Annotated in this window: 20 protein-coding genes and 2 pseudogenes; 5 read left to right on the top strand and 17 right to left on the bottom strand. The window is 66.2% G+C overall.

All coding sequences use genetic code 11. The features are described from left to right. Positions 1 to 73 precede the first annotated feature (73 nt). Positions 74 to 307, top strand: a pseudogene (locus ACT3UL_RS18855) (integrase core domain-containing protein); the annotation flags it as partial. A 7-nt stretch (positions 308 to 314) separates the two neighbouring features. Here the strand turns inward: ACT3UL_RS18855 and ACT3UL_RS18850 are convergent. From ACT3UL_RS18850 to ACT3UL_RS18785, 14 genes are all read right to left on the bottom strand, one after another. Beyond that, positions 315 to 455 (bottom strand): hypothetical protein, encoded by a 141-nt coding sequence (locus ACT3UL_RS18850; protein ID WP_444579945.1) that lies wholly within the window; start codon positions 453 to 455, stop codon positions 315 to 317. Between the two features lie 11 nt (positions 456 to 466). After that, entirely contained in the window at positions 467 to 1,204 is a 738-nt protein-coding gene (locus tag ACT3UL_RS18845) for a DUF429 domain-containing protein (protein ID WP_444579944.1), read from the bottom strand. 141 nt (positions 1,205 to 1,345) lie between these two features. Continuing rightward, positions 1,346 to 1,786 (bottom strand): helix-turn-helix domain-containing protein, encoded by a 441-nt coding sequence (locus tag ACT3UL_RS18840; RefSeq protein WP_444579943.1) that lies wholly within the window; start codon positions 1,784 to 1,786, stop codon positions 1,346 to 1,348. Then, a complete protein-coding gene (locus tag ACT3UL_RS18835) occupies positions 1,768 to 1,917 on the bottom strand; it encodes a hypothetical protein (protein WP_444579942.1) in 150 nt (49 codons plus the stop codon). Before ACT3UL_RS18835 ends, ACT3UL_RS18840 begins: the two co-directional genes overlap by 19 nt. 118 nt (positions 1,918 to 2,035) lie before the next feature. Further along, on the bottom strand, positions 2,036 to 3,301 hold the full coding sequence (locus ACT3UL_RS18830; protein WP_444579941.1) for an ATP-binding protein: 1,266 nt from the start codon (positions 3,299 to 3,301) through the stop codon (positions 2,036 to 2,038). Further along, on the bottom strand, positions 3,301 to 3,438 hold the full coding sequence (locus ACT3UL_RS18825; protein WP_444579940.1) for a hypothetical protein: 138 nt from the start codon (positions 3,436 to 3,438) through the stop codon (positions 3,301 to 3,303). The genes ACT3UL_RS18830 and ACT3UL_RS18825 overlap by 1 nt, the downstream gene beginning before the upstream one ends. 68 nt (positions 3,439 to 3,506) lie before the next feature. Continuing rightward, on the bottom strand, positions 3,507 to 4,718 hold the full coding sequence (locus ACT3UL_RS18820; RefSeq protein WP_444579939.1) for a glycoside hydrolase family 1 protein: 1,212 nt from the start codon (positions 4,716 to 4,718) through the stop codon (positions 3,507 to 3,509). 29 nt (positions 4,719 to 4,747) lie between these two features. Continuing rightward, positions 4,748 to 6,580 (bottom strand): dipeptide ABC transporter ATP-binding protein, encoded by a 1,833-nt coding sequence (locus ACT3UL_RS18815; RefSeq protein WP_444579938.1) that lies wholly within the window; start codon positions 6,578 to 6,580, stop codon positions 4,748 to 4,750. Beyond that, positions 6,577 to 7,542: an ABC transporter permease gene (locus ACT3UL_RS18810; protein WP_444579937.1), complete on the bottom strand. Its 966-nt coding sequence runs from the start codon at positions 7,540 to 7,542 to the stop codon at positions 6,577 to 6,579. Before ACT3UL_RS18810 ends, ACT3UL_RS18815 begins: the two co-directional genes overlap by 4 nt. After that, positions 7,539 to 8,519, bottom strand: a complete 981-nt coding sequence (locus ACT3UL_RS18805; RefSeq protein WP_444579936.1) for an ABC transporter permease — start codon at positions 8,517 to 8,519, stop codon at positions 7,539 to 7,541. Before ACT3UL_RS18805 ends, ACT3UL_RS18810 begins: the two co-directional genes overlap by 4 nt. Positions 8,520 to 8,526: 7 nt before the next feature. Beyond that, complete coding sequence (locus tag ACT3UL_RS18800; RefSeq protein WP_444579935.1) at positions 8,527 to 10,197, bottom strand: ABC transporter substrate-binding protein; 1,671 nt, start codon at positions 10,195 to 10,197, stop codon at positions 8,527 to 8,529. Positions 10,198 to 10,444: 247 nt separating this feature from the next. Then, positions 10,445 to 11,533, bottom strand: coding sequence for a LacI family DNA-binding transcriptional regulator (locus ACT3UL_RS18795; RefSeq protein WP_444579934.1), 1,089 nt, complete (start codon positions 11,531 to 11,533; stop codon positions 10,445 to 10,447). A 267-nt stretch (positions 11,534 to 11,800) separates the two neighbouring features. Then, on the bottom strand, positions 11,801 to 12,868 hold the full coding sequence (locus ACT3UL_RS18790) for a glycoside hydrolase family 172 protein (protein ID WP_443412872.1): 1,068 nt from the start codon (positions 12,866 to 12,868) through the stop codon (positions 11,801 to 11,803). Between the two features lies 1 nt (position 12,869). Beyond that, positions 12,870 to 14,345: a sulfatase family protein gene (locus ACT3UL_RS18785; protein ID WP_444579933.1), complete on the bottom strand. Its 1,476-nt coding sequence runs from the start codon at positions 14,343 to 14,345 to the stop codon at positions 12,870 to 12,872. On the opposite strand from ACT3UL_RS18785, the gene ACT3UL_RS18780 reads away from it, so the two are divergent. The 4 genes and pseudogenes from ACT3UL_RS18780 to ACT3UL_RS18765 form a co-directional block, all read left to right on the top strand. Further along, on the top strand, positions 14,339 to 15,358 hold the full coding sequence (locus ACT3UL_RS18780) for a lysostaphin resistance A-like protein (protein ID WP_444579932.1): 1,020 nt from the start codon (positions 14,339 to 14,341) through the stop codon (positions 15,356 to 15,358). The two genes, ACT3UL_RS18785 and ACT3UL_RS18780, sit on opposite strands and share 7 nt — an antisense overlap. A gap of 118 nt (positions 15,359 to 15,476) precedes the next feature. Further along, a complete protein-coding gene (locus tag ACT3UL_RS18775; RefSeq protein WP_444579931.1) occupies positions 15,477 to 16,013 on the top strand; it encodes a small multidrug efflux protein in 537 nt (178 codons plus the stop codon). Positions 16,014 to 16,069: 56 nt separating this feature from the next. Further along, complete coding sequence (locus ACT3UL_RS18770; protein ID WP_444579930.1) at positions 16,070 to 16,498, top strand: GNAT family N-acetyltransferase; 429 nt, start codon at positions 16,070 to 16,072, stop codon at positions 16,496 to 16,498. A 292-nt stretch (positions 16,499 to 16,790) separates the two neighbouring features. Then, positions 16,791 to 17,060 (top strand): annotated as a pseudogene (locus ACT3UL_RS18765) (integrase core domain-containing protein); the annotation flags it as partial. 48 nt (positions 17,061 to 17,108) lie between these two features. On the opposite strand, the gene ACT3UL_RS18760 reads toward ACT3UL_RS18765, so the two are convergent. Genes ACT3UL_RS18760 through ACT3UL_RS18750 form a run of 3 tightly spaced genes read right to left on the bottom strand, consistent with a single transcriptional unit; the run spans position 17,109 to position 20,658 of the window. Beyond that, the gene (locus ACT3UL_RS18760; protein WP_444579929.1) at positions 17,109 to 18,578 is read right to left on the bottom strand and encodes a hypothetical protein; all 1,470 of its coding nucleotides are present in this window, start codon (positions 18,576 to 18,578) and stop codon (positions 17,109 to 17,111) included. Further along, on the bottom strand, positions 18,575 to 19,891 hold the full coding sequence (locus tag ACT3UL_RS18755; RefSeq protein WP_444579928.1) for a KGGVGR-motif variant AAA ATPase: 1,317 nt from the start codon (positions 19,889 to 19,891) through the stop codon (positions 18,575 to 18,577). Before ACT3UL_RS18755 ends, ACT3UL_RS18760 begins: the two co-directional genes overlap by 4 nt. Further along, complete coding sequence (locus ACT3UL_RS18750; protein WP_444579926.1) at positions 19,888 to 20,658, bottom strand: hypothetical protein; 771 nt, start codon at positions 20,656 to 20,658, stop codon at positions 19,888 to 19,890. The genes ACT3UL_RS18755 and ACT3UL_RS18750 overlap by 4 nt, the downstream gene beginning before the upstream one ends. Between the last annotated feature and the right edge of the window lie 211 nt (positions 20,659 to 20,869).

The following is a 20,869-nucleotide window of genomic DNA, read 5'->3' as shown; positions in this document are numbered from 1 at the left end:
CGCGAGGTCTACCACCTCATCAAGGTCAACCCCCGCACCGGCGAAATCGCGAGTTGACAACTATAGGAGCGTCAACGCGATGGCCGAGTCGTTCTGGGCCACGCTGAAGACCGAGTTCTACGACCGGCGCTCCTGGCCAACCCGGGCCGAAGCTCGCCGCGAGGTGGCTCGCTGGATCGAGATCGTCTTCAACCGTCGCCGGCTGCACTCCAGCCTCGACTACACCAGCCCGGTCGCGTTCGAGAACGCCATCAAGCGCGACCAGGCCGAGACCGAAGAACACGCAGATCAGGCTCAAGCAGCTTGATCACCCGTCAACGACTTGCGGGCAGGCCCAGGTCCGCCACAGCCACGGCCGGCGTCGTGTCCGACTGCCCGTAGTACGCGAACCACTTCTCGCGGAACCTCACGAGCCCCTCGGTGAAGGTCACATTGGAGACCAGGCTGCTCGTCAACTGGTTGCCGCCTAAGATCCTTCGGGCAGCCAGATCCAGCCCTCCTCGGCGGCCAGTTCTGCGAGCTCGGGAGGTGGCGGCGTTGCGAGCCCATGGTCGACGTCGCGGGCGACGACCGCAGCGATCACCGCATCCAGCGCGTTGTCGTCATCGACGCATGCATCGTGATGAGCCGCCCAGTCGAGCCAGGGAAGCTGCGTGGATAGCTGCTTGACGAGTACTGCCCGCGACGCCGCTCCCTCCGTGCCCTTGTATCTGTGGCCCGCCAGCTGCCAGGCGGCGAGGGCGGCACCGGGATACACCTCGCAGGCGACGCCGCATCCATCGGGCGGGACCGGGATTCCCTGCTCCCGGAGCCGTGCGGCGATGCCCGCCCAGCGGATGGCGGGGTGGGCGATCTTGTCCGACGCAACGCTCAGCGGGTTCTTCCCCACCCGGCGCCTCACCTCGAGATCGGTCGCGCGATAGAGAATCTCCCGCCTCCACTGCGGGCCGGTGCTCGGTGGGGGAGGAAGGGCTGCTGTCCGATGCGCCTCGACCAGCTCGACGAACGCCCGAGGCCATCCGAAAGGAACGTCCACGCCGGCCTTGCGCGCGCTCATGACTGCGGAGACGATCGCGTCGTCATCTGCGCCGACCTGGACGTCCTCGACCACGACCTTCGTGCCTTCGTCGCGCAACTGCGCGATGCCTGTGCGTTTCGGGTCCGCGGCGAGGTCGATGCCGACGTAGGTGATGGCGGCGTGCATCGCGCCACGATAGCGGAGGGACTGGTTCGAGAGGCTCTGTTGGAGTCCATGGACGTGCGGACCCAGCTCTTGCGGGAGATCCACTGACGTTCTCGGGTGCTTTTGCCGGGGGACGGACGTCCCGTCCGTCCCCCGGTGCGCTCAGTCGACGAAGAGTTCTTCGGGAGCTTCGTCGAGGGATCGCAGTTCGTCGAACGCTGCGCGGCGCTGCTTCGCGCGGAGGTCGCGCACGCGCAACACCTCGTCGCGTCGGAACCGGGTGTGGGTGCCTACCTTGAACGAAGAGATCTCGTCGTCATGAACCCATTTCATGAGCGTCGGTCGGGAGACGCCGAGCAGGTCTGCCGTGACAGTGCTTGTCAGCTCTTCAGGCATCCGACAGATGGTCACCTCGCCGTCGTTCGCTAAAGACGTGAGCGCCCCGAGAAGTACCCGCTGGAGATCGCGCGGCAGATTGACCTCTGCGCCGTCGTCCGTGCGGAGAACGAGCGAAGCGTTCGTCAGCGGAGGAGTATCGCAGGCCTCGTCGACAATGCGATCGCTGATCGTGATGCGGTTGGTGGTCAGCAGGGTTGCAGCCATGAGGAGAGTCCCTTCGGTGCGCCCAGGGGTGCGACGTCGACGGTTCCGTTCTCGTGGACCTCGTGGACCTCGTGGACCTCGTGGACCTCGTGGACCTCGTGGACCTCGCGGGTGGCGCCGTTGGTGCGCATGTTCGCGCTGACGAGCTGGGCGCACGGGAGGCGACCGCGCAGCGAGCTCGAGGCCTACTCGAAGCTACTCGAAGAATTTTTTAGAGTAGCTTCGAGTAGGTGCCAATGACATTCCCTTTCATCGCGGAAGTGACCAGGTGGCGCGTGGGTCGCGAGGATACTTCCCCTCCCAGCGGACGACGCCACTCGCGCGCAGCTCCTCGAGCTGTGCTCGGACCCACGGCCGAGAGCGGCCCGTCGCCTCGACGAGTTCTCCGGTGCCCAGCGGATGCTCCCTGTGTCGGAGCACGGCGAGGATCTCCTCGGCCCCGCGGGGCAATGCTGCCTGCTGCTCAGGACTCAGCCGACTGAGCGCGGTCAGGGTGAGACGTACGCTTCCGCTGGTCTGGTGGTACTCGGGGTCGACAAGGCCGACGAGGCGCATCTCGTCGAACATGCGTCGGATTCCTTCCCCGCGCTCCTGGGTGATCCCGAGGTCGGAGCAGACGCGAGCGATCCGAGGGTTTCTTGCGTATCTGGCGATATCCAGGGGCCTGGTGGGGTCCGCGAGTCCGGGGAAGCGGCCGGGGCTCTCGATCTCTACGCGTGAGGGAAAGATGTTCACACGGATGTGATCGCCTGCCATCGAGTAGCTGCGGTGCACGACAGCATTCACGAGACCCTCGAGCCAGGCATCCTTCGGCACGAGTGACTGGTCGGTGAACCGACCGTTGGTGTCGAGAGCGCGGCGGTGCGGCATCCAGGAATCGATGAGAGCCGCTGCCTCGTCGACGATGCGGGCGATCGGACCTTCGAGTCGGGTATCTATGCCGGATTCGACAGTCTGTCGACGGCCCGTTCCAGCAGTGTTGGCGCTGAAGCGGGTGACGCGAACATGTGCTTGGGGGAGCCAGTCCTGCGGATGTTGGCCGAGCAGGAGCACGGAGGCCAGGGTGAGAGTGCCGTCCCGGCGAACCAGGCTCCGTGCCCGCAGCGCGATGAGGTCGTCTGACGTGGCGCCGATCGACTCACGGTATTCGGTCAGCTCATCGTTATCCAGATCCTCGATGGTCGCGTCGACGGCAGGCTCGTATTCGAACTGTGCGCTGCCCCGGTCGTAGTCGAGCTCTCGGCGCTGTGAATAGGAGAGCTTCTTCGATTCGTCGCCGACGCGCAGGAACACCTCGCCGCTGGCGGGCTCGTGCTCGGGCCCCTCGCCCAGGTGCCACTTGCCGACGATCCCCGTGCGGTAGCCCTCCTCCTGCAGCCGGGAGACGAAGGTGGGCAGGGACGGGTCCATCGGCGTCGACAGGGTCGTGACACCGTTGACGTGGCTGTGGGTGCCGGTGAGGATCGAGGCGCGGCTCGGTGTGCAGAGGGAGTTCGTGCAGAAGCAGTCCTCCATCACCCATCCGCGGGAGGAGATTCGTCCAGATGCGGGGTCACGTTGACGACCGACCCATAGGCGCCGACGGCGTGGGCGGCATGGTCGTCGGTGAGGACCATGAGGATGTTGGGTCGGCGTGCGGGAGCTGCGGTCACGGTCGTCCTCCGGGACGGGTGCTGGTGCTGGTGCGAGTGCGAGGTCGCGAGGGGGTCGGGGCACCCGGTCAGGGGCGCGCGGCGGGGTCCGGATCCTCGACGCTCAGGGTGCCCGCCCGGGCGACCTCGCCGTACCAGCGTGCACTGGGCTTGATCCGTCGCTCGAAGGTCTCGGGGTCCCAGCCGAGCAGGCCGAACGTGGGCCGGAAACCGCTGGCCCATTCGTAGTTGTCCAGCAGCGACCAGTACTGGAAGCCGCGCACGTCGATGCCGTCGACCATCGCCCGATGGATGCCCTCCAGTGAGCCCTGGATGTAGGCATGGCGGCGGGTGTCGTCCGCCGTGGCGATCCCGTTCTCGGTGACCATCAGCGGCACCTGGCCGCTCAGCTCCCAGGCGCTGCGCAGGCCAAGCTCCGCGGCCGGCGGGAAGAACTCCCAGCCGGTCAGGGTGGTCTCGACGCCCTTCGCCACCGGGATCGGACCCTCGGGGCCGATGAAGGTGCGGGTATAGGCCTGGACGCCCAGGAAGTCGTCGCCGGCGGAGTTCTCCAGGTACCAGAAGTCGCGCGGGTAGCCGTACTCCTGGAGCTTCTCGGCGCTGCCCTCCTCCTCGGTCGCGCGGAAGGCCTGGGTGGCGACCGTCCAGCCGGAGAGGATCGCGGGACGGCCGGCCTTCAGCACTGCGCGGGAGGCCTTGTGGGAGGCCAACAGCTGATCGGCGACGTGCAGGTCGGGGAAGGCGAGCCCGTGGGCGACGAGATTCTCGGCCTTCTCGCCGCCGGCGAGCATGGCCGCGATGTTCGGCTCGTTGATGGTGCACACGTAGCGCACGCCGTCCAGGATCGGCAGCACGCTCTCGGTGTACCGGGCGAACAGCTCGGGGGCGTCGTCGGCCCGCCAGAACCCGTCGCGCTCGAACCAGCGCGGCACCGTGAAGTGCATCAGCGTGACGATGGGCTCGACCCCGTGCTCGAGGCAGGTATCGATCATGCGGCGGTAGTGGGCGAGCTCGGCCCGGGAGACCACGCCGCGCTCGGGCTCGATACGAGCCCACTCGATGCTGAAGCGGTAGGAGTTCATCCCCAGCTCGGCCAGGATCCGGATGTCCTCGCCGAAGCGGTGGTAGCTGTCGGCGGCATCCCCGCTGGGCTCGACGACGTGGGTGTCGGGGCGGTGCTCCATCTCCCACCAGTTCGAATTGATGTTGTTGCCCTCCACCTGGTGGCCGGCGGTGGCGGCGCCCCAGAGGAAGCCGTCGGGGAAGCTGAGCGTGGACATGGGTCTCCTGTCGTGCGAGGTCGGTGTGGTCATGCGCCGTGCACGCGGCGCGGATTCGGGATGGCGTCAAGCAGTCGGATCGTGTACTCGTCGCGCGGATGGCGCAGCACCTGCGCGGTCCGGCCCTGCTCGACCACCCGCCCTTCGTGCAGCACGAGGATGTCGTCGGTGATCAGGCGCGCGCTCAGCAGGTCGTGCGTGATGTACAGCAACGACATGCCGGTGCGCTCCCGCAGGTCGCGGAGCAGCGCGAGGAGGCCGGCCCGCAGCGAGACATCGAGCATCGAGACGGGCTCGTCGGCGATCATCACCTGAGGGTTCGACGCCAGTGCCCGGGCGATCACCACGCGCTGGCGCTGACCACCGGAGAGCTGGTGGGGCAGCTTGCGCGCGTACTGCTCGACGGGGGTGAGCCCCACCGTCTCCAGCAGCTCGAACACGCGGTGGCGCACCCCGTCCCGCTGGACGTCGGTGAGGTTGGTGATCGCCCTGCCCAGCGTGTACTCGACGGTGTTCAGGGGGTTCAACGCGGAGTAGGGATCCTGGAAGACCATCTGCACCGTGCGACGCAGGTCCCGCAGGCCGCCCCGCTTCAGCGAGACGACATCGGTCCCGCCGAGCTGGATGCCGCCGGCGGTGGGCTTCTCCACTCCCGTGACCATGCGCGCGAGCGTGGACTTGCCGCTGCCGGACTGGCCGACCAGTGCGGTCGCCCCGCCGGGGGCGAGCGTGAACGTCACGTCGTCGACGGCGAGCACGGACGAGGCGTTCCGTCGCGGTGCTCCGAATCGCTTGGACACTCCGGTCACGCGCAGCTCCGGTCCCTCCGACGGTGTCGGTGCGGGCGTGCGCCGCGCGGTCGCCCGCGCGGGAGCCGTGGGCTCCCCCGGGGACCCGCCGGCGGTGGGCTGATCGCGCGTCGACCCGCCGTCCTGTGTCGAAGGCCGCTCGGGTGCCTCGGGGGACGAGCTCGCGTCCTCGGCCGGTACGTCCCGCGGCTCGGGTGCCTCCAGCCCCGGCAAGGAGATGTGCTCCGCCCGAGGATCGGCGAAGTGGCTCAGCAGCATCTGCGTGTACTCGTGATGCGGCCGGTGCAGGATGTCCGCACTGGGGGCGTCCTCGACGATGCGACCGTCGTGCATCACCAGAACGCGCCGCGCGGACTCCAGGACCACCCCGAGATCGTGGCTGATCAGGAGGGCGGTGAAACCTTCCTCGGCCTGGAGATCGCGGATCGTGTCCATAACTGCGTGCTGGACCAGGACGTCCAGCGCCGTGGTGGGCTCGTCGAACACCATCAGCTGCGGCTCCAGCGACAGCGCGAGCGCGATCGTGACGCGCTGGCGCATCCCGCCGGACAGCTCGAACGGGTAGCGGTCCAGCACCTCCGAGGTCAGGGACACGCGCTCGACGAGCTGCTCGGCGCGCGCATCACGGCGTGCTGCCGGGATGTGGCCGTGGGCACCGAAGATGTCGTGGAAGTGCTTGCGGATGGTGCGCACCGGGTTCAGCGTGTTCATCCCAGCCTGCAGCACCATGGCGAATCCGCCCTGCCGCTGGGTGCGCAGAGCCTCCTGGCTCATGTGCGCGATGTCGAGGTCGCCGAACAGTACCCGGCCCTCCTCGATGCGCGCCGGCGCCTTGGCGAGGCCGGTGAGGGCGAAACCCAGGGTGGACTTCCCCGATCCGGATTCGCCGACCAGGCCGATGAACTCGCCGCGGCCTACGTCGAAGGAGACGTCCCGGACGGCGTGGGTGGGGGAGGCCCCCACCGGCTCGTAGACGACGGACAGGTTCTGAACGCTCAGCAGGGGCTCGTCGGTGCCCGAGGTGAGCGGGCTCGTGATCGCAGCAGTGCTCATCGCCCTGTGCTCCCTTCCCGAAGACGCGGATTGCTGATCCCGTCGATACCGAAGTTGATGAGGGTCAAAGAGGTGGCCAGCAGGGCGATGCACAGACCGGGGGCGAACAGCAGCGCCCACTGACCGGTCAGCATCGCGTTGGAGTTCTGCGCCCAATAGATCATCGTTCCCCAGCTGACGACCGTGGAGTCGCCCAGGCCCAGGTACTCCAGGCCCGCCTCGGCGAGTATCGCGGCCGTGGCGGATCCGAAGAAGCCGCCAGCGATCAGTGAGGTCATGTTCGGGAGGATCTCGCGGAAGATGATCCGCGGGGCGCGTTCGCCGGAGAACCGGGCGGACTCCACGAAGTCCCGTCCGCGCAGCGTGCGCGTCTGGCTGCGCAGGACACGGGCGCCGTAGGCCCAGCCGGTGATCGCGATGACCACGATGATCACCGAGATGCCGCCATTGCTGAGATAGGTGGCGACCACGATCATCAGGGGCAGTCCCGGGATCACCAGGAACAGGTTGACCACGAAGTTGACGACATCGGCGAGGATGCCTTTCATGTAGCCCCAGCTCAGGCCGATGATCACGGCGATCACGGTGGAGATGCCGCCCGCACCGAAGCCGACCACGAGCGAGATGCGGGCGCCGTAGATGACCTGGCTGAGCACGTCCTCGCCGGCGGCGGTGGTGCCCAGCCAGTGCTGGGCGGAGCCGGCGACGTTGCGCTCGAAGGTGTTGTCTTTGGGGTCGTAGGGCGCGATCAGCGGCGCCAGCACGGCCAGCACGACGAACACGCCGAGCAGGATCAGGCCGATGCGGGCCTTGCGGTTGCCCCAGATGGTGCGCAGGCCGCTGGCGAGTGCGGCGAGGGCGGGGCGGCGGTCCGGCGCCGCGGCGTCGCGGCCGCCGGTCGGATCGCCGTCGTGCGGGGAGTTGTCGGTGGTCAATGGGGTCGGTTCGATCGGTGCGCTCATCGCCTCGTCCTCGGGTCGAGAATGCCGTACAAGATGTCCACGAGCAGATTCGCGATCAGCACGCTGATCGTGATCATCAGGAAGATCGCCTGCATCAGCGGGTAGTCCTGGCCGGTCACCGCGTTGAACAGCAGGAAGCCGATCCCGGGATACCCGAAGACCTGCTCGACCAGGATCGATCCGCCGACCACTCCGCCCAGGGCCATGCCGAAGCCGGTGAGGTTGGGCAGGATCGCGTTGCGGGCGGCGTACCGCAGAGCCACGGTCCGCCCGGGGATGCCGTTGGCCTCCGCGAACGTCACGTGGTCCTCGCCCAGCGTGGTGATCATCGCGTTGCGCATACCGATGATCCAGCCGCCCAGCGACGTGATGAACATCGTGAAGGCGGGGAGCGCCGCGTGGTAGATCGCATCCTTGAGGAATTCCAGGCTGAACCCCGGCACCGTGGTGGCGGAGTAAGCGCCGAAGGTGGGGAACAGGTGCAGGACGTAACCCAGCACGAACAGCAGCAGCAGCGCCGTCCAGAAGTACGGGAAGGTGTTGATGAAGCTGCCGCCGACGGCGGGCAGCGCGTCCAGCCACGTCCCGCGCTTCCAGGCCGCGAGCACGCCGAGGAGCGTGCCCACGATGAAGGACGCGATGGTCACCAGACCCACCAGGATCAGGGTGTAGGGCAGTGCCGCAGCGACCAGCCCGCTGACCGGCTCCGGGTAGAACGCGTAGGAGACGCCGAAGTCGAGGGAGAAGATCTGGCCGAGGTAGTCGACGTACTGCTGCAGGATGTTCCCGTCGGGCACGCCGAGCTGGGCCTCGACCGCCCTGCGGGTCTCGTCGGTGACCGGACCGTTCTGCGAGAGCTTCGCGATGGCGGCGTCGGCCGGGGAGCCGGGCATCATCCGCGGCAGCAGAAAATTGATGGTGATGGCGGCCCACAGGGTGAGCACGAACCAGCCCAGGCGTTGGAGCATGTATCTCATGGCAGGATCACTCGCCTTCCTGGGTGGCCCGGCGCAGCTTGGTCAGCACCAGGAGCGGTGAGGACCCGTAGGTCTGCAGCGGGGCGTAGGGGTCCTCGGCCGTCGGCCATCCCGTGAAGCGGCCGTCGTTGTACAGCCCCCACAGCCCGCCGTAGTACATCGCGATGATGGGGAGGTCGTCATAGAAGATCTGCTGCAGCTGCAGGAGGATCTGCTCCTGCTCGGCGTCGTCGACCGAGGCCCGGTACTGGGTGATCAGGTCGTCGACCTCGTCATTGCGGTAGCGGATGCGGTTGTTCTGACTGGTCTCGCCGATCGGCACGTAGCTGCCGCCGGAGAGCAGGTTCGAGAATCCCTCGAAGGCGTCGGCACCGTTCGAGGAGCTGACAGCCATCTGGAAATCACCGCTGGACAGGTTCGCCTCGTAGGCGGCGGGCTGCGGAGCGTCGACCGTGACCTCGATGCCGATGTCCCCCAGCTCGCGCTGGACCTCCTGCACGGCCCGCAGCCAGTCGGTGTAGCCGTTGGCCGTCGTGATCGCGAAGGTGAACGGGGCACCGTCGGCGGTGAGCATCGTGGTGCCGTCGTAGCGGAAGCCGGCGGCCTCGAACGCCTCGATCGCGGCGTCGGTGTCGCGGCCGATGATGCCCCGGTCCGGGAGATCAGGGTTCAGGAGCTCCTCCTGGTTGGGCAGCAGCATGCCGGACTGGCTGGCCGCCTCCATGTAGCCCTCGGCGGCGACCTCCGCGATCTGCTCCCCATCGAGGGCAAGCGCGATCCCTCGGCGCACGTCGGGATTCCCGAAGGGCTCGACGTCGTGGTTGGGGTGCAGGCCGATGATGCCGCCCGGCGGGAACCAGTATCTGTTGTGGTCGTTGGCGGCCATCCAGGTGTTCTCGACGTCGCTGATGTAGGAGTATCCCCAGTCATATCCCTTGGTGACCAGGTCGAGCTGTTCACTGGCTGCGGGGTAGACGAGGTGGGCGATATCGATCGAGTCGGCCTGCCAGTACCCGTCGTAGCGGTCCAGCGTGTACTGCAGCGTGGTGAAGTTGCCGAGCGTGTAGGGGCCTGATCCGACGGGCTCCTCGTTGCGCCAGGTCCCCGGGTCCTCGATCTCGGACCAGATGTGCTCGGGGACGATCATCGTCTTGCCGACGATCGGCAGCGCCGGTGCGTCGGCTGCGAGCAGGGTGACCGTGATCGTGTTGCCTGAGGCCTCGATGGTGTCGATGCGGCCCCAGGCGCCGGCGGTGTCGTTCGCCGGGAAGTCCTTCAGCATCTGGAACGTGTAAAGAACGTCATCGCTGGTCAGGGGGGTGCCATCGGTCCACGTGACGCCGTCTCGCAACGTCATGACGATCTGCTGCGGATCAGGCTGCTCCCAGCTCTCGGCGAGCCAGGGCACGAGGGACCCGTCGAGCGGATTGATCCAGATCAACGGCTCATAGATGATCGTCGCGGCCGTGCGCGGCGTCGGCTGGTACGGGTTGAAGTTCGCGGTGAAGGTGGGGGTGCCCTTGTCGCCTGCGATCAGCATCGTGTCGTCGCCGATGGTCGGGTCCGGCTCGCTGCGGATCTGCAGGGAGCACCCCGAGGCGACGAGCCCGGTGAGGCCGAGTGCGCTGCCGGTGAGCAGGGTGCGTCGGCCCGGTTTCAGGTGTAGTGCGGGTGCCACGAATTCACGTCCTCACGCCGTCGTTGTGAACGATCCGTCCCGGAGTGGACGGGTGGAGGGCCCGGTGCCCGCTGCCTCGCGGGAGGAGCCTGCCCTCCGGTGTCCGTCCGCCTCGGTGTGCTTCCTTCGTCGCCAGCATCGGCGTCCGGCGAACGGGACACTGTGACTGTATGCGCTTACATAGCGTTGTGCAACCCCAGGGACGCGATCTCCGGATGGTCTGGGCGTCGCCTGCCGGTCCCGGCGCTCAGTCCGGCTTCCGCCTCCCGCTGCTGTCCCGCAGCAGCACGTCCACGGGCAGCTGGAGGTCGTGCGGTTCGGCGTCCGGGTGGGCGATCCGCCGCAGCAGGACGTCGACGGCGTGGACTCCCAGATCGGTCATCGGCTGGCGCACAGTGGTCAGACCCGGACGGCTGTATCGGGCCTCATCGATCCCGTCGAAGCCTGTGACGACGCAATCCTCTGGGACGAGGATGCCGGCTTCCTGGAGCGCGGCCAGGGCGCCCAGAGCGCTCTGATCGTTGGCTCCGATGACGGCGCCGGGGGCTTCGGTGCGCAGTTGGTCGACGATCGCGCCATGGCCTCCCTCCCAGGTGAACTCGGCGAGGGCGGAGTGCCAGCGGTCGGGGTGGGCGGCGATGGCATCGCGGAAGCCGAGTTCGCGCGCGGCGGCATCGGGGGAGTTCGGCGGGCCGGCGAGGTAGATGACAGGACCGGGAGGCTTCACCCGCAGGATGTACCGGGCCAGCGCCGACATCCCGCCCCGGTTGTCCACCCGCACGGAATCCGTGGTGCCGGGCAGGTCGCCGGCGACCAGGACCAGTGGGACGCTGTGGGCGGCGCGTTCGATGAGCTCGTCGGGGACCGTGCGGGAGACGACGACGAGACCGTCCACGCGTCCGGTCAGGTCCCGCAGCATCACGTCGCGGCTGACGCTGGTCCCGGCGGCGATCAGCAACGCGTATCCGTCACGCCAGGCCGCGGCCTCCGCACCCTGGACGAGCTGTTCGAAGTAGCGATTGCGCAGGAAGCCGGTGTGAGAGTTGTCGTGGTCGTCGAGGAACTCGACCGTCGCGGCGGTGGCTGTGCGTCCGTGGCTGGTGGCCGGGATGTCATGGCCGGGAATCAGCAGGCCGAGCACGCCGGTGCGGCGGCCCGCGAGCCCGCGTGCACTTGCGTTGGGGATGTACTCGAGTTCCTGCACGGCCGAGAGCACCCGTTCCCGGGTGCCGGCGGCGACCTTGTCCGGGCCGCGCAATACCCGGGAGACCGTCGCGATGGAGACTCCGGCGTGCGCCGCCACGTCATAGACGGTAGGTGACTTCTTCAGCGGCACGGCAAATCCTCCGAGGCGGTGCCGGAGAGGCACCTCGAGCTAGGGCGGGGACTGTCGCACAGTACCCGAATGGTTTTTCCGACGACCTGTCCGCGACGACGAAATGCTCGAGGCCTCCTCGAGCACGAAACCCTCACCACGCCGTACCTCCACGTTCCCGACGTGCTGCGCACTGACGGCGCCCCAGCCCTGCTCGAGGAGCTGGCCGGTCGCGGCGTCGGACCCGGTGCGGGCCCGCCCCGGGAGATGCTCTGCCCCGGGACGTCCTCAGGGCAGACGGTCGGCGACCTGCGCCAGGCCGAACGGTTCGTGGGGAAGCTGCTGGTACCAGTAGGCGACGGAGGAGAGATCGTCGCTGCGTCGATTGGCGTGGCCGTGCTCGATGGTGACCCGGATGGACTCCCGGAACGGGACCGGGTCCTCGATGTGGAAGCGGTACATGGAGATCTGGCCGGACCAGTTCGGGCCGCCGGGCAGCGTGATCCCGTGATACGGGGCGCTGTAGGCCTCGGAGGGGCACCAGGCAGTGTTGACGTAGTCCTCGGTGCCGGTGCCGTGCAGGCTGGGAGGGAACCCCTCGCCGTCGACGAAGATCATGTCGTCGCCCTCCCCGTACCAGTTGCCCTCCGTCGTCTCCCGCAGGTTCACGACGTTGAGGACGCAGCCGACGTAGTGCCCGCGGCCCGTGGCGCTGAGGATCGTGTAGTTGTCCTCGCCGCTGAGGTTCGTCCCGCCGAACTGGAACTCGTCGTTGCTGAGCCCGTCCTCCTCGATGCCCGGGGTCGGGTTGGCTCGTCGCCACTGGGCATGGAACCGGCCCAGCCCGTCCTCGAGCTCGTCGAACTCGTCGTAGTCGATGTAGTAGTAGACCCACATGTCGCGCTGTTCGCATTCGCTGATCAGCTCGAACCGTGCGCCCTCGGCGAAGGGCATGTGGAACCACGAGTTCATGGCCTTGCCGTCCTGTGGGCTCATCTGCAACGGCGCGGAGATGAAGTCGGTCGTCCGGGCATGGCCCACCCCGAAAAAGTCTCCGAGCGGGACCAGGACGCTGGGATGGTCCGAGCCGTCCCAGGTCACCCGAAGCACGAGTCGGCGCAGATAGTCGTCGTCGGTGCCTGCGTCGAATCCGGCCGGCGCGATCGTCATCCAGATGTGGTTGATCGACCCGGCGCCGGGGATGTCCGCCATTGTCAGCGTCTCCTGTGGGCGCAGGGTGACACGGTCGTCATTGCCTCCGGTGCGATCCCAGCTGGAGACCCGGCGCCGACGATGATCGCGCAGCCAGGGGAGGTCTCTCAGGCTGCTTCCTCGTGACCCGTATCCGGTGGCCATGTCATTCTCCTCGTTCGTCGTGCGCCAGGCCGGCAGGGACGGGCTGGCTCGGGTGTGGGGTGTCTCCGAGTGCACGCTGGCTGCGCCACATACGGACCTCCAGGTCGGCTCGCACGTCCCGGTACTCCGGGTCGTGGGCCACGTTGTGGACTTCTTCGCGATCCGTCAGCAGGTCGTACATCTCCCACTCGGGCGTGAACGTCTCCGTTCCGCTACCAGGGAGCCCCAGGCCGTCGTTGTAGAAGTAGATGAGCTTGTAGCGGTCCGTGCGGTACCCGTAGTGGGCGAAGGCGTGGTGGATCGGGTCGTCGTTCTCGTAGTACCGGTAGTAGAAGCCGTCGGGCGAAGGCTCCGGCGTGCCCTGCGTGATGTCCCTCCAGAAACTCCTGCCCTGCATCCGGGGATGGGAGGCCACCCCGACGGCTTCGAGCACGGACTGCGCGATGTCCACGTTGGTCACGATGCCGGCGTGGCGCTGACCCGCCTCGATCTGCCGCGGAAGGCTCAGCACGAACGGCATCCGGATCGACTCGTCGTACATGAACCGCTTGTCATACCAGCCATGGTCGCCGAGGAAGAATCCCTGGTCCGAGGTGTACATGAGCAGGGTGTTCTCGAAATCGCCCCGTTCGCGCAGCCAGTCGGTCACCCGGCCGACGTTGTCATCGACCGAGGCGATGCACGCTAGATAGTCCTCCATGTACCGCTGGTACTTCCACAGCGTGAGCTCGTCCCCGCTCAGATGCTCCGGAGGATCGACCTTGAGGTCGACGGGGTAGAGGTGATCGGCGATCGTCATGGCCTGGTGCCGGGCGGCTTCGCTGCGCGTCGGCCAGTCGTTCTTGCCGTCGAAGAGCGTCTCCGGGACGGGAATGGGGTCGGCGTACATTCCGGCATGCGCCTCGTCGGGAAACCAGGACCGGTGCGGTGCCTTGTGGTGGATCAGTACGCACCACGGCGCCTCGCTCTCGAGGCTCTCGACCCAGTTGAGCGCCTGAGTGGTGATGACGTCGGTGGCATAGCCGGGGCGGGTGATCATGCCGTCCACCGTCAGGAACTCAGGATCGACGTATCGTCCCTGGTCGATGAGGACCTCCCACTGGTCAAAGCCCTCCGGGTCGTGTCCTTCGCCGTGACCGAGGTGCCATTTGCCGAAGATCGCCGTTCGGTAGCCGGCATCGCGCAGCTGCGTGATGAAAGTGGGCTGGCCAGCGTCGATCGGTGTCTTCAGGGTCGTCACGCCGTGGACGTGGCTGTAGGTCCCGGTGAGGATCGAGGCGCGGCTCGGTGCGCAGATCGAATTGGTGCAGAAGCAGTTCTCCAGCAGAGCCCCGGTCTCGGCGATCTCGTCGATGCGTGGCGTGCTATTCACGGCCGAGCCGTACGCGCTGACCGCGTGAGCGGCATGGTCATCGGTCAGGATCAGGACGATATTCGGACGGTCCTCCTGCGGTGATGAATGGTGGTGACGTGCCATCGGAACTCCTCGGTCGAGCAGACAGCTCACCCCAGGGCTTCCGGTCCGCGGGCGTGACCGTCGTGGTCAGCTGTCTGCTCAACGTATGCGCTTACAGCGAGAGGTACAACCCCGGCGGGATGTTCCTCTTCAACATCCTCTTCCCCGCCGTGGCAGTGCTCGTGGAGGGCGGCCCCTCCGCGGACGGCGGCCCCTCCGTCGACGGCGGCGTGGCCTATACGCCCCTGTTCCACGCGGCAGGCTTGGCCGCCGTCGCGATGCTCCTCCCGTGGAGCATGCTCATCCAGCGCGTGCTCTACGGCGTGAAGGGTGCCTCGCTCCACTCGGTGGTCTCGAGCTTCCGGTTCAACATCTTCGGGCGGGCTCTGCTCGTCATCATCCCCGTGTGGACCGTCATCACCGCCGTCCTGTACTGGGCACCGCTGCCGGAGCACACGCTGAGCCAGACGGACGTGGTCTGGTTCCTGCTGGCCACGCTGCTGCTCACCCCGCTCCAGGGCGCCGGTGAGGAGTACGGGTTCCGGGGTTTGATCCTCCGTGTCGCCGGCGGATGGGCGCGCGGCGCACGGTCCGGCATCGTCGTCGCCATCATCGTCTCGAGCGTGCTCTTCGCGATCGTTCATCTCTCGAGCGACCTGCGGCTGAACCTGAACTACCTCGTCTTCGCCATCGGCATCGCGGTGGTCACCTGGCGCACCGGCGGCATCGAGATCGCGGTGGTGCTGCACTCGGGGTTCAACACGCTCGGCTTCCTGTTCGACGCCGCTCTCCACGTGGACGTCATCGCCGCGTACGACCGCTCCGCAGGGGTCGGCTCGGCGACGACGCTGCTGCCCGCAGCGGTGGTCGTGCTCACGGCTCTGGTGGTGTGGATCCGCACCCGACGCACCGGCCCGGCGCTCACCCCCTCACCGCGCGGCGTGCACGGCGCAGGGAATCCGGCCCAGCCGGGGACCGATGCTCAGCGTGCGAGCGCCGCGAGGGCGGAGAAGAGCGCCGTAGGGAGGAACTGACGATCCAGAACCCGCTCAAGAAACCGATCCATAACCCGATCAAGAACTCACGAGAGGAACTGCAGAGATGACTCCCACCGAGAGGCTCGTCAGCAGTTTTCAGGAGTTGGTGGCGCAGGTGTCCGAACTCATCCAACCACTCGTCGTCCTCCTCGCTGGGGCGATCCCGTTCCTCGAGGTCGAGGGGGCATCGATCATCGGTATCGCCGGGGGAATGAATCCGATCGTCGTGGCCATCGCCGCGATGGCGGGCAACTTCCTCAGCGTGCTCCTCGTGGTCCTGTTCAGCTCACGCGCCCGCAGCGCCGTCGTGGACCGACGCTCGGCACGCGTCGCGGCGATGGCCGGAGGGCCGGCAGCGGAGTCCGAACTGCCTCCCGCGGATCCTGCCGATCTCTCCGCTCCCGACGCTTCCGCCGCGCTGGAGTCGAAGGGCCGCCGCCGGTTCAAGCGATGGCTGGTGCGCTTCGGGGTACCCGGGGCCACCCTCCTGGGACCGTTGGCGATCCCGACGCAGTTCACCGCAGCGATCCTCGTTGCAGCAGGCACGCCACGGAGATGGGTGCTGCTGTGGCAGGCGGTGGCGATCGTGCTCTGGGGATCGATCGCGACCATCTCGACGTGGGCTGCGCTCACGTTCCTCATCGCCGTCTGAGCCGTGCCGGATATGACAGCGTCTCCCCACCCTTCCCGCACTCGAGAGGACCTGACATGACCGCCGACAAGCTCACTGCCGACGAGCCCACCACCGACCCGACGAATACCCCGCCGCCCGATGCCCCCGACGAGGTCGAGGTGCGCGACAACCCCGGTCGCGGCCGCTTCGACATCCTCGTCGACGGCGAGCAGGCTGGCTTCTCGATGTACACCAAGCCCACTGAGGACCCTGATGACCAGCGGATCTTCTACCACACAGTGATCGACGACGCCTTCGGCGGGCGGGGCCTGGCCGGGACCCTCACCCGTACCGCGCTCCTCACCAGCGTCGCCGAGGGGCACCGGATCGTGGCCGTCTGCCCCTACGTCGCCCACTGGCTGCGCAGCCACGACGACGTCGAGGGGTCCGTCGACACGGTGCGCCCGGTGCACCTCGAGACGGTGCGCCGCGCGAGCGCCGAGGCGGATGCTGCCGATTTCTGAGAAACCCGTCCCGGGCGGACGACGAGGGGGCGCGCGCCCTGGCCGAGGCGTCGCGGTTCTCGAATCCTGAGAAGCGCTCCGCTCCAGCACCACCCATCGTGCAGGTCAGGGACCCGTTCCTTAATCCCTGCTCCGTGACTACAACGTCATGACCCGCAACGGCTAGGCGAGCGCCTGACGTGTGAGTCTCTCGGACATCGCCCGAGAGCGTGAGGGCGGGGCAGAAGAGCGGTCTGCCACCCTGCGGGCGGGCCGAGCTCCTGTTCGCATGCTGACGAGGAACGGTCGCCTGATCGCCCCGTCGATCGGAACCGTCGGCGACGCCTATGTCAATGCCCTGATGGAGACGGTAAACGGCCTGTTCAAGGCCGAGTGCATCCGCACCACCGTCTTCCATCCCGGGCCGTTCAGGACTCTCGCGGACGTCGAGTACGCGACCGCCGGGTGGGTCGACTGTTATAACAACAGGCGCCTCCACGGGACTCTTGGGATGCTCACCCCGATAGAGTTCGAGACGCTCCACTATCAGGCCCTCACCCGAGAGCCCGAACCCGCAAAGTAGCGGCAGAGAACCTTGGCCGGTTCAAGCTGAATAGCAGTTTTAGTTCGATCACCTTTGTGGCGCGACGCCGCCTTTTCGCTTGACTTCATATCCGATCCGGTAGATATCAGGCATATCGATGCGGCCATCTTTCCTATGGGTGAGAACGCCGATCCGCACGAGATCCAGGATAATACCGCCCCATCCGTCCTCCATGTGCTCTGGCGGCAGAGAGTCCTTCGATGCGTCATTGACGGCATTTTTGGGCCCAGTAGGATGGGCGGCGACGAGGACGTCGATTACCGCCTGCTCGTCGAGCGGTACGGTGGACCCGGCGAGTGATGACGCCACTGGGTCCACCCACGGATAGTCTTCCCGTAGCTCGTCGACGCGCCCCCGGGAAGCATCACCGATACCACGTTTGATGCTCTCGTAGTGCAGGGCATACGCGAACGTGGAGTCGGCGTAGCGGTTTACCGAATCCTCGGCCGCGCTACGGACCGCGCGCAGCAGCGAACGGGGTGAGGTCTGGCCGTTGCCGTCTGCGAGATGGCTGATCACCCAGGTGTAAGGATTTCCGCGCCGACGGTCGGTGCCCATCTTGATGCCAGCCAGACTCGCGAAGAGCGTTCGTAACTGGGCATCCGAGGTGCGCAATGGCTCTGAGAGCTCCCAGACGGAACCTGTCTGCTGGAACGCATCGCGCTGAAGCGCTTCCTGCCCGATTTTGCGTAGAAGCTCACCGTCTTCCCCGGGGGCGTTGATTAACCGCTGCCAGAGCAGGCCATGGAGGTCCTCTCGTTCCCAGGATAGCTTTGCTTCCGTGGCCTTCAACTTTGAAGCATCAGCAAAATCGTAGATCGCTCGTTGGTACTGATCGTCGCGTAGGAAAACCTTGATGTGGAGATTCTTGAACGGGCGAATCCACAACGCGGTTCGCAGGAGATCTCGCGCAATATCGTCCGCTCGGTCCCAGGTTGAACTGGTACGGTCCAGTGCGTCGAAAACTAGCAGGGTATGTCGACCCTCGGTGGCTCGCTCCTTCTGTGCAGCTTCAATGTCGCGGGCAACTTCTTCAGGAGCAGACCGAACTTTCTGTACTTTCGTAGGCCACGGAGTCTCTGGCGAATACTGGAGACGGGATTTCGTCGGTGAGAGGAGGCCGTGCACAACGGTTCGCCATACGTCCCACGGCGTGAAACCGCTGTCGAGGAGCTGGGCGAAGGTCGCGGCGTCCGGGTAAGCGTCAAGGTTTGAGCCCTCGGCATGCCCTGCATATACGTCGGTGACATCGAGATCTCGATGGGTGGTTCCGAGACGCTGGCGCAGGTCTTCTTTCCTCAGTGCTGAGGTCCAGAAGGTCTTTCCTGCTCCCCGGCCCCCGATTACGATCGACGCGTCGAGGCGCAGCGCACGATGGTGAGAGCGAGGGGTGTAAAGGGTCTCTTTGGTCGCCGGATCGTCGGGCTGATCTTCCGAGATCGCTACCTGGACCGCCTGACGAACCCTCTGCCGAGTACTAGTAGATCCGGTTGTCATGACTGGCCTGCTTCCTCTTCGGTCGTAAGTATCGACTTGACTCCTGTGAGCAGTGGACCGAAAGTGTGGTCAAGGGTCGAGGGGTCCATGCGCCCGATCCCATCTGAGACGGAGCGCAACGATCGTATGCCGCGGTTCCACCGCACGGCCCAGGGGAAGTGGGGCGCAAACTCGTCGTTGTCGATGAAGGAAAACGACTCCGCTCCCGTTGTCTCGTCGCCATCTACGGCGTCATACAGAGTGGACTCGAATAGATCTAGCGCGGAGCCTCGCACACGGGTCGTGTGCTCGAAGGACTCCTCTTCGGGGACCAGGGCCGCGACCACTTGCAGGCGGTCTCGGATCATTGGAGCAACTCCTGTGCGCAACCAATGGTTGAAGAGGCTCCCGTATCCGCGCCAGGACTGTTCGTCGTCCGTGGCGAATAGCAGGGTCATCCGGGCTCCGAGCGAGGCGATCGCGTTGGAAGCTACGTCGTCGAGCCCTGAGCGGGAGTCGATCAGGATCACATCGGGCCGATGGGCATCTTCAAGAAGGCGGAGTAGTCGATCAAGGCGTTGCTCCCAAGCCTCCTGAGCGGTCCCGGTTCCTTTTGTCATCCAAGCCCGCCCCAATTTGGAAATATATTCGCCTGGATTCACGCCATGTGCTGGCACGACAATGATCTCGCCATCGGGCGCTGAAGGTGAGAGCGAATAGAGATCCGGGAGCAGTGCGTCACCGTTGTCCACCAGGTCCTCGACTAGCCAGTCGACTATTCCCGCGCTTGGCTGATTCTCCTGCGGAAGCAGGTATGTCGAGATCCCCGGCGATTCGAGGTCTAAGTCGACCACCATCACTCGCTTGCCCCCTGCGGAAAGGTCCCATGCAAGAGCGGACAGCGCTGTAGATCTTCCGACACCGCCCTTCACCGAGAAGAAAACGATCCGAGGGGCGCCGTTGGAGATGTCGGAGATCCTCGACCAGCTTGACCCGTGCATGAGCCTGTCTGCGACCTGGACTCGGTCGGTGTCGACGAAGAGGGGGAAGAGGTGTGCGCCGTAACGAGCGAGTTCGAGATCGTCCTCCCAAAGCAGCAGGTGCTCCGGAGGGTAGCTATGGGGGGAGAGTGCCCGTGAGAGTTCCGCGGCGATTGCTTTGATGTGCTGGGTGGTCTCGTTGTCGTTTATGCTCGCTGAGGGAACGACGAGTCGAACGCGAGAGGTGAGATCTCGATTGAGGAGAGTTCCCTCGGGGAGGAGGTTGAGGTGTGGTGCCAACACTGCTCGAGACGTCTCGAGAATTTGGTCAAACTGAATCGTAGCGCTTGTCATGTAAGCAATCCTTCCACTCGAGCGCGGTTGATCAGATCGTGCACGTGCTTCGCGCCTTCACGATGGCGGCTCAGCCGCGACGTCGTTACATTGGTATCAGCTGCGTAGCGGTCCGACACGCGCCAATCAGTGAAGGCGTTCTCGCTCTCGAGCTGGTAGTCGGTAGAATATGGGGCTGATGTGTATGCGGAATATCGACCCCAGATTATTTCGATGTGTTTCCGGTTCATTTGGTCCTCTGGGTCGCCAGATACCTTGACGGGCATGCCGAAAAGCGTCATAAGAGCCTTTAGGCCGCACTCGGCCGAAAAGCCATAAAGATGGTCCGCGTTGGCCAGGCGTCCGGTGTCGTCCAGGTAGGACGCGTCATCTTGATGGCGCTCGTGCGCGTTTGCAAAGTCGATGGACATGGGCAACTTCCCCTCATGGCCGGCAGGCCGCTCAGCAGTATGCACGCCGGTTTTGGACGTAGGGACAGCGTATATGCGTGGCGCGGTGAAGGTGATCCTGTTGGGCAGCAGTGCCGTCTGGTCCGGCGCCAGGCCTCTGCCTCCCTCGCGTGGGCGATCTGGATCGTCGCGGGGGCGGTGCTCGTCGTGACCGTCGTGCTCGTGGCCCTCGGTCGCCGCCTTCCGGTCGTCACTACGGATGCGGCCGACGATGCCCGTGTTCCGGTAGCCGCCGGCGCAGGCTCGGTCAGCGACAGTGCCGGTGCCGGTGACAGCGCCTGCCTCCACGATCATCGCCGCGTCGCTGTGGGCTGCCATCCTGCGTCAGATCGACACGATCGCCCCACACGTACCGCGCTGGAAGAGTGCGGACATCACTGGGGCCGACGACTTCAACGCCGCACCCGTAGTGAATCGCCTGTAAGTGTTCGTGATGGCCGGCCCGGGGCTGGCTGGCAGGGTTGGTGCTGGTAGCCCGGCGCCCGTCGTGACTCGTGAATCGGCTGACCCCTACGGGGTGTCATTCCCG

The organism is Brachybacterium sp. 107, assembly GCF_052379725.1.
GTDB lineage: Bacteria > Actinomycetota > Actinomycetes > Actinomycetales > Dermabacteraceae > Brachybacterium.
The sequence above is the reverse complement of the archived record's forward strand: the minus strand, read 5'-3'. Positions and strand labels throughout refer to the sequence as shown.

What these genes read in the sequence shown, in the direction of transcription:
- ACT3UL_RS18805 (WP_444579936.1), bottom strand. Translation starts at nt 8,519, where the DNA reads ATGAGATACATGCTCCAACGCCTGGGCTGGTTCGTGCTCACCCTGTGG.
- ACT3UL_RS18755 (WP_444579928.1), bottom strand. Translation starts at nt 19,891, where the DNA reads ATGACAAGCGCTACGATTCAGTTTGACCAAATTCTCGAGACGTCTCGA.
- ACT3UL_RS18785 (WP_444579933.1), bottom strand. Translation starts at nt 14,345, where the DNA reads ATGGCACGTCACCACCATTCATCACCGCAGGAGGACCGTCCGAATATC.
- ACT3UL_RS18820 (WP_444579939.1), bottom strand. Translation starts at nt 4,718, where the DNA reads ATGTCCACGCTCAGCTTCCCCGACGGCTTCCTCTGGGGCGCCGCCACC.
- ACT3UL_RS18830 (WP_444579941.1), bottom strand. Translation starts at nt 3,301, where the DNA reads ATGGAGGACTGCTTCTGCACGAACTCCCTCTGCACACCGAGCCGCGCC.
- ACT3UL_RS18845 (WP_444579944.1), bottom strand. Translation starts at nt 1,204, where the DNA reads ATGCACGCCGCCATCACCTACGTCGGCATCGACCTCGCCGCGGACCCG.
- ACT3UL_RS18840 (WP_444579943.1), bottom strand. Translation starts at nt 1,786, where the DNA reads ATGGCTGCAACCCTGCTGACCACCAACCGCATCACGATCAGCGATCGC.
- ACT3UL_RS18790 (WP_443412872.1), bottom strand. Translation starts at nt 12,868, where the DNA reads ATGGCCACCGGATACGGGTCACGAGGAAGCAGCCTGAGAGACCTCCCC.
- ACT3UL_RS18750 (WP_444579926.1), bottom strand. Translation starts at nt 20,658, where the DNA reads ATGGCAGCCCACAGCGACGCGGCGATGATCGTGGAGGCAGGCGCTGTC.
- ACT3UL_RS18815 (WP_444579938.1), bottom strand. Translation starts at nt 6,580, where the DNA reads ATGAGCACTGCTGCGATCACGAGCCCGCTCACCTCGGGCACCGACGAG.
- ACT3UL_RS18810 (WP_444579937.1), bottom strand. Translation starts at nt 7,542, where the DNA reads ATGAGCGCACCGATCGAACCGACCCCATTGACCACCGACAACTCCCCG.
- ACT3UL_RS18770 (WP_444579930.1), top strand. Translation starts at nt 16,070, where the DNA reads ATGACCGCCGACAAGCTCACTGCCGACGAGCCCACCACCGACCCGACG.
- ACT3UL_RS18835 (WP_444579942.1), bottom strand. Translation starts at nt 1,917, where the DNA reads ATGCGCACCAACGGCGCCACCCGCGAGGTCCACGAGGTCCACGAGGTC.
- ACT3UL_RS18760 (WP_444579929.1), bottom strand. Translation starts at nt 18,578, where the DNA reads ATGACAACCGGATCTACTAGTACTCGGCAGAGGGTTCGTCAGGCGGTC.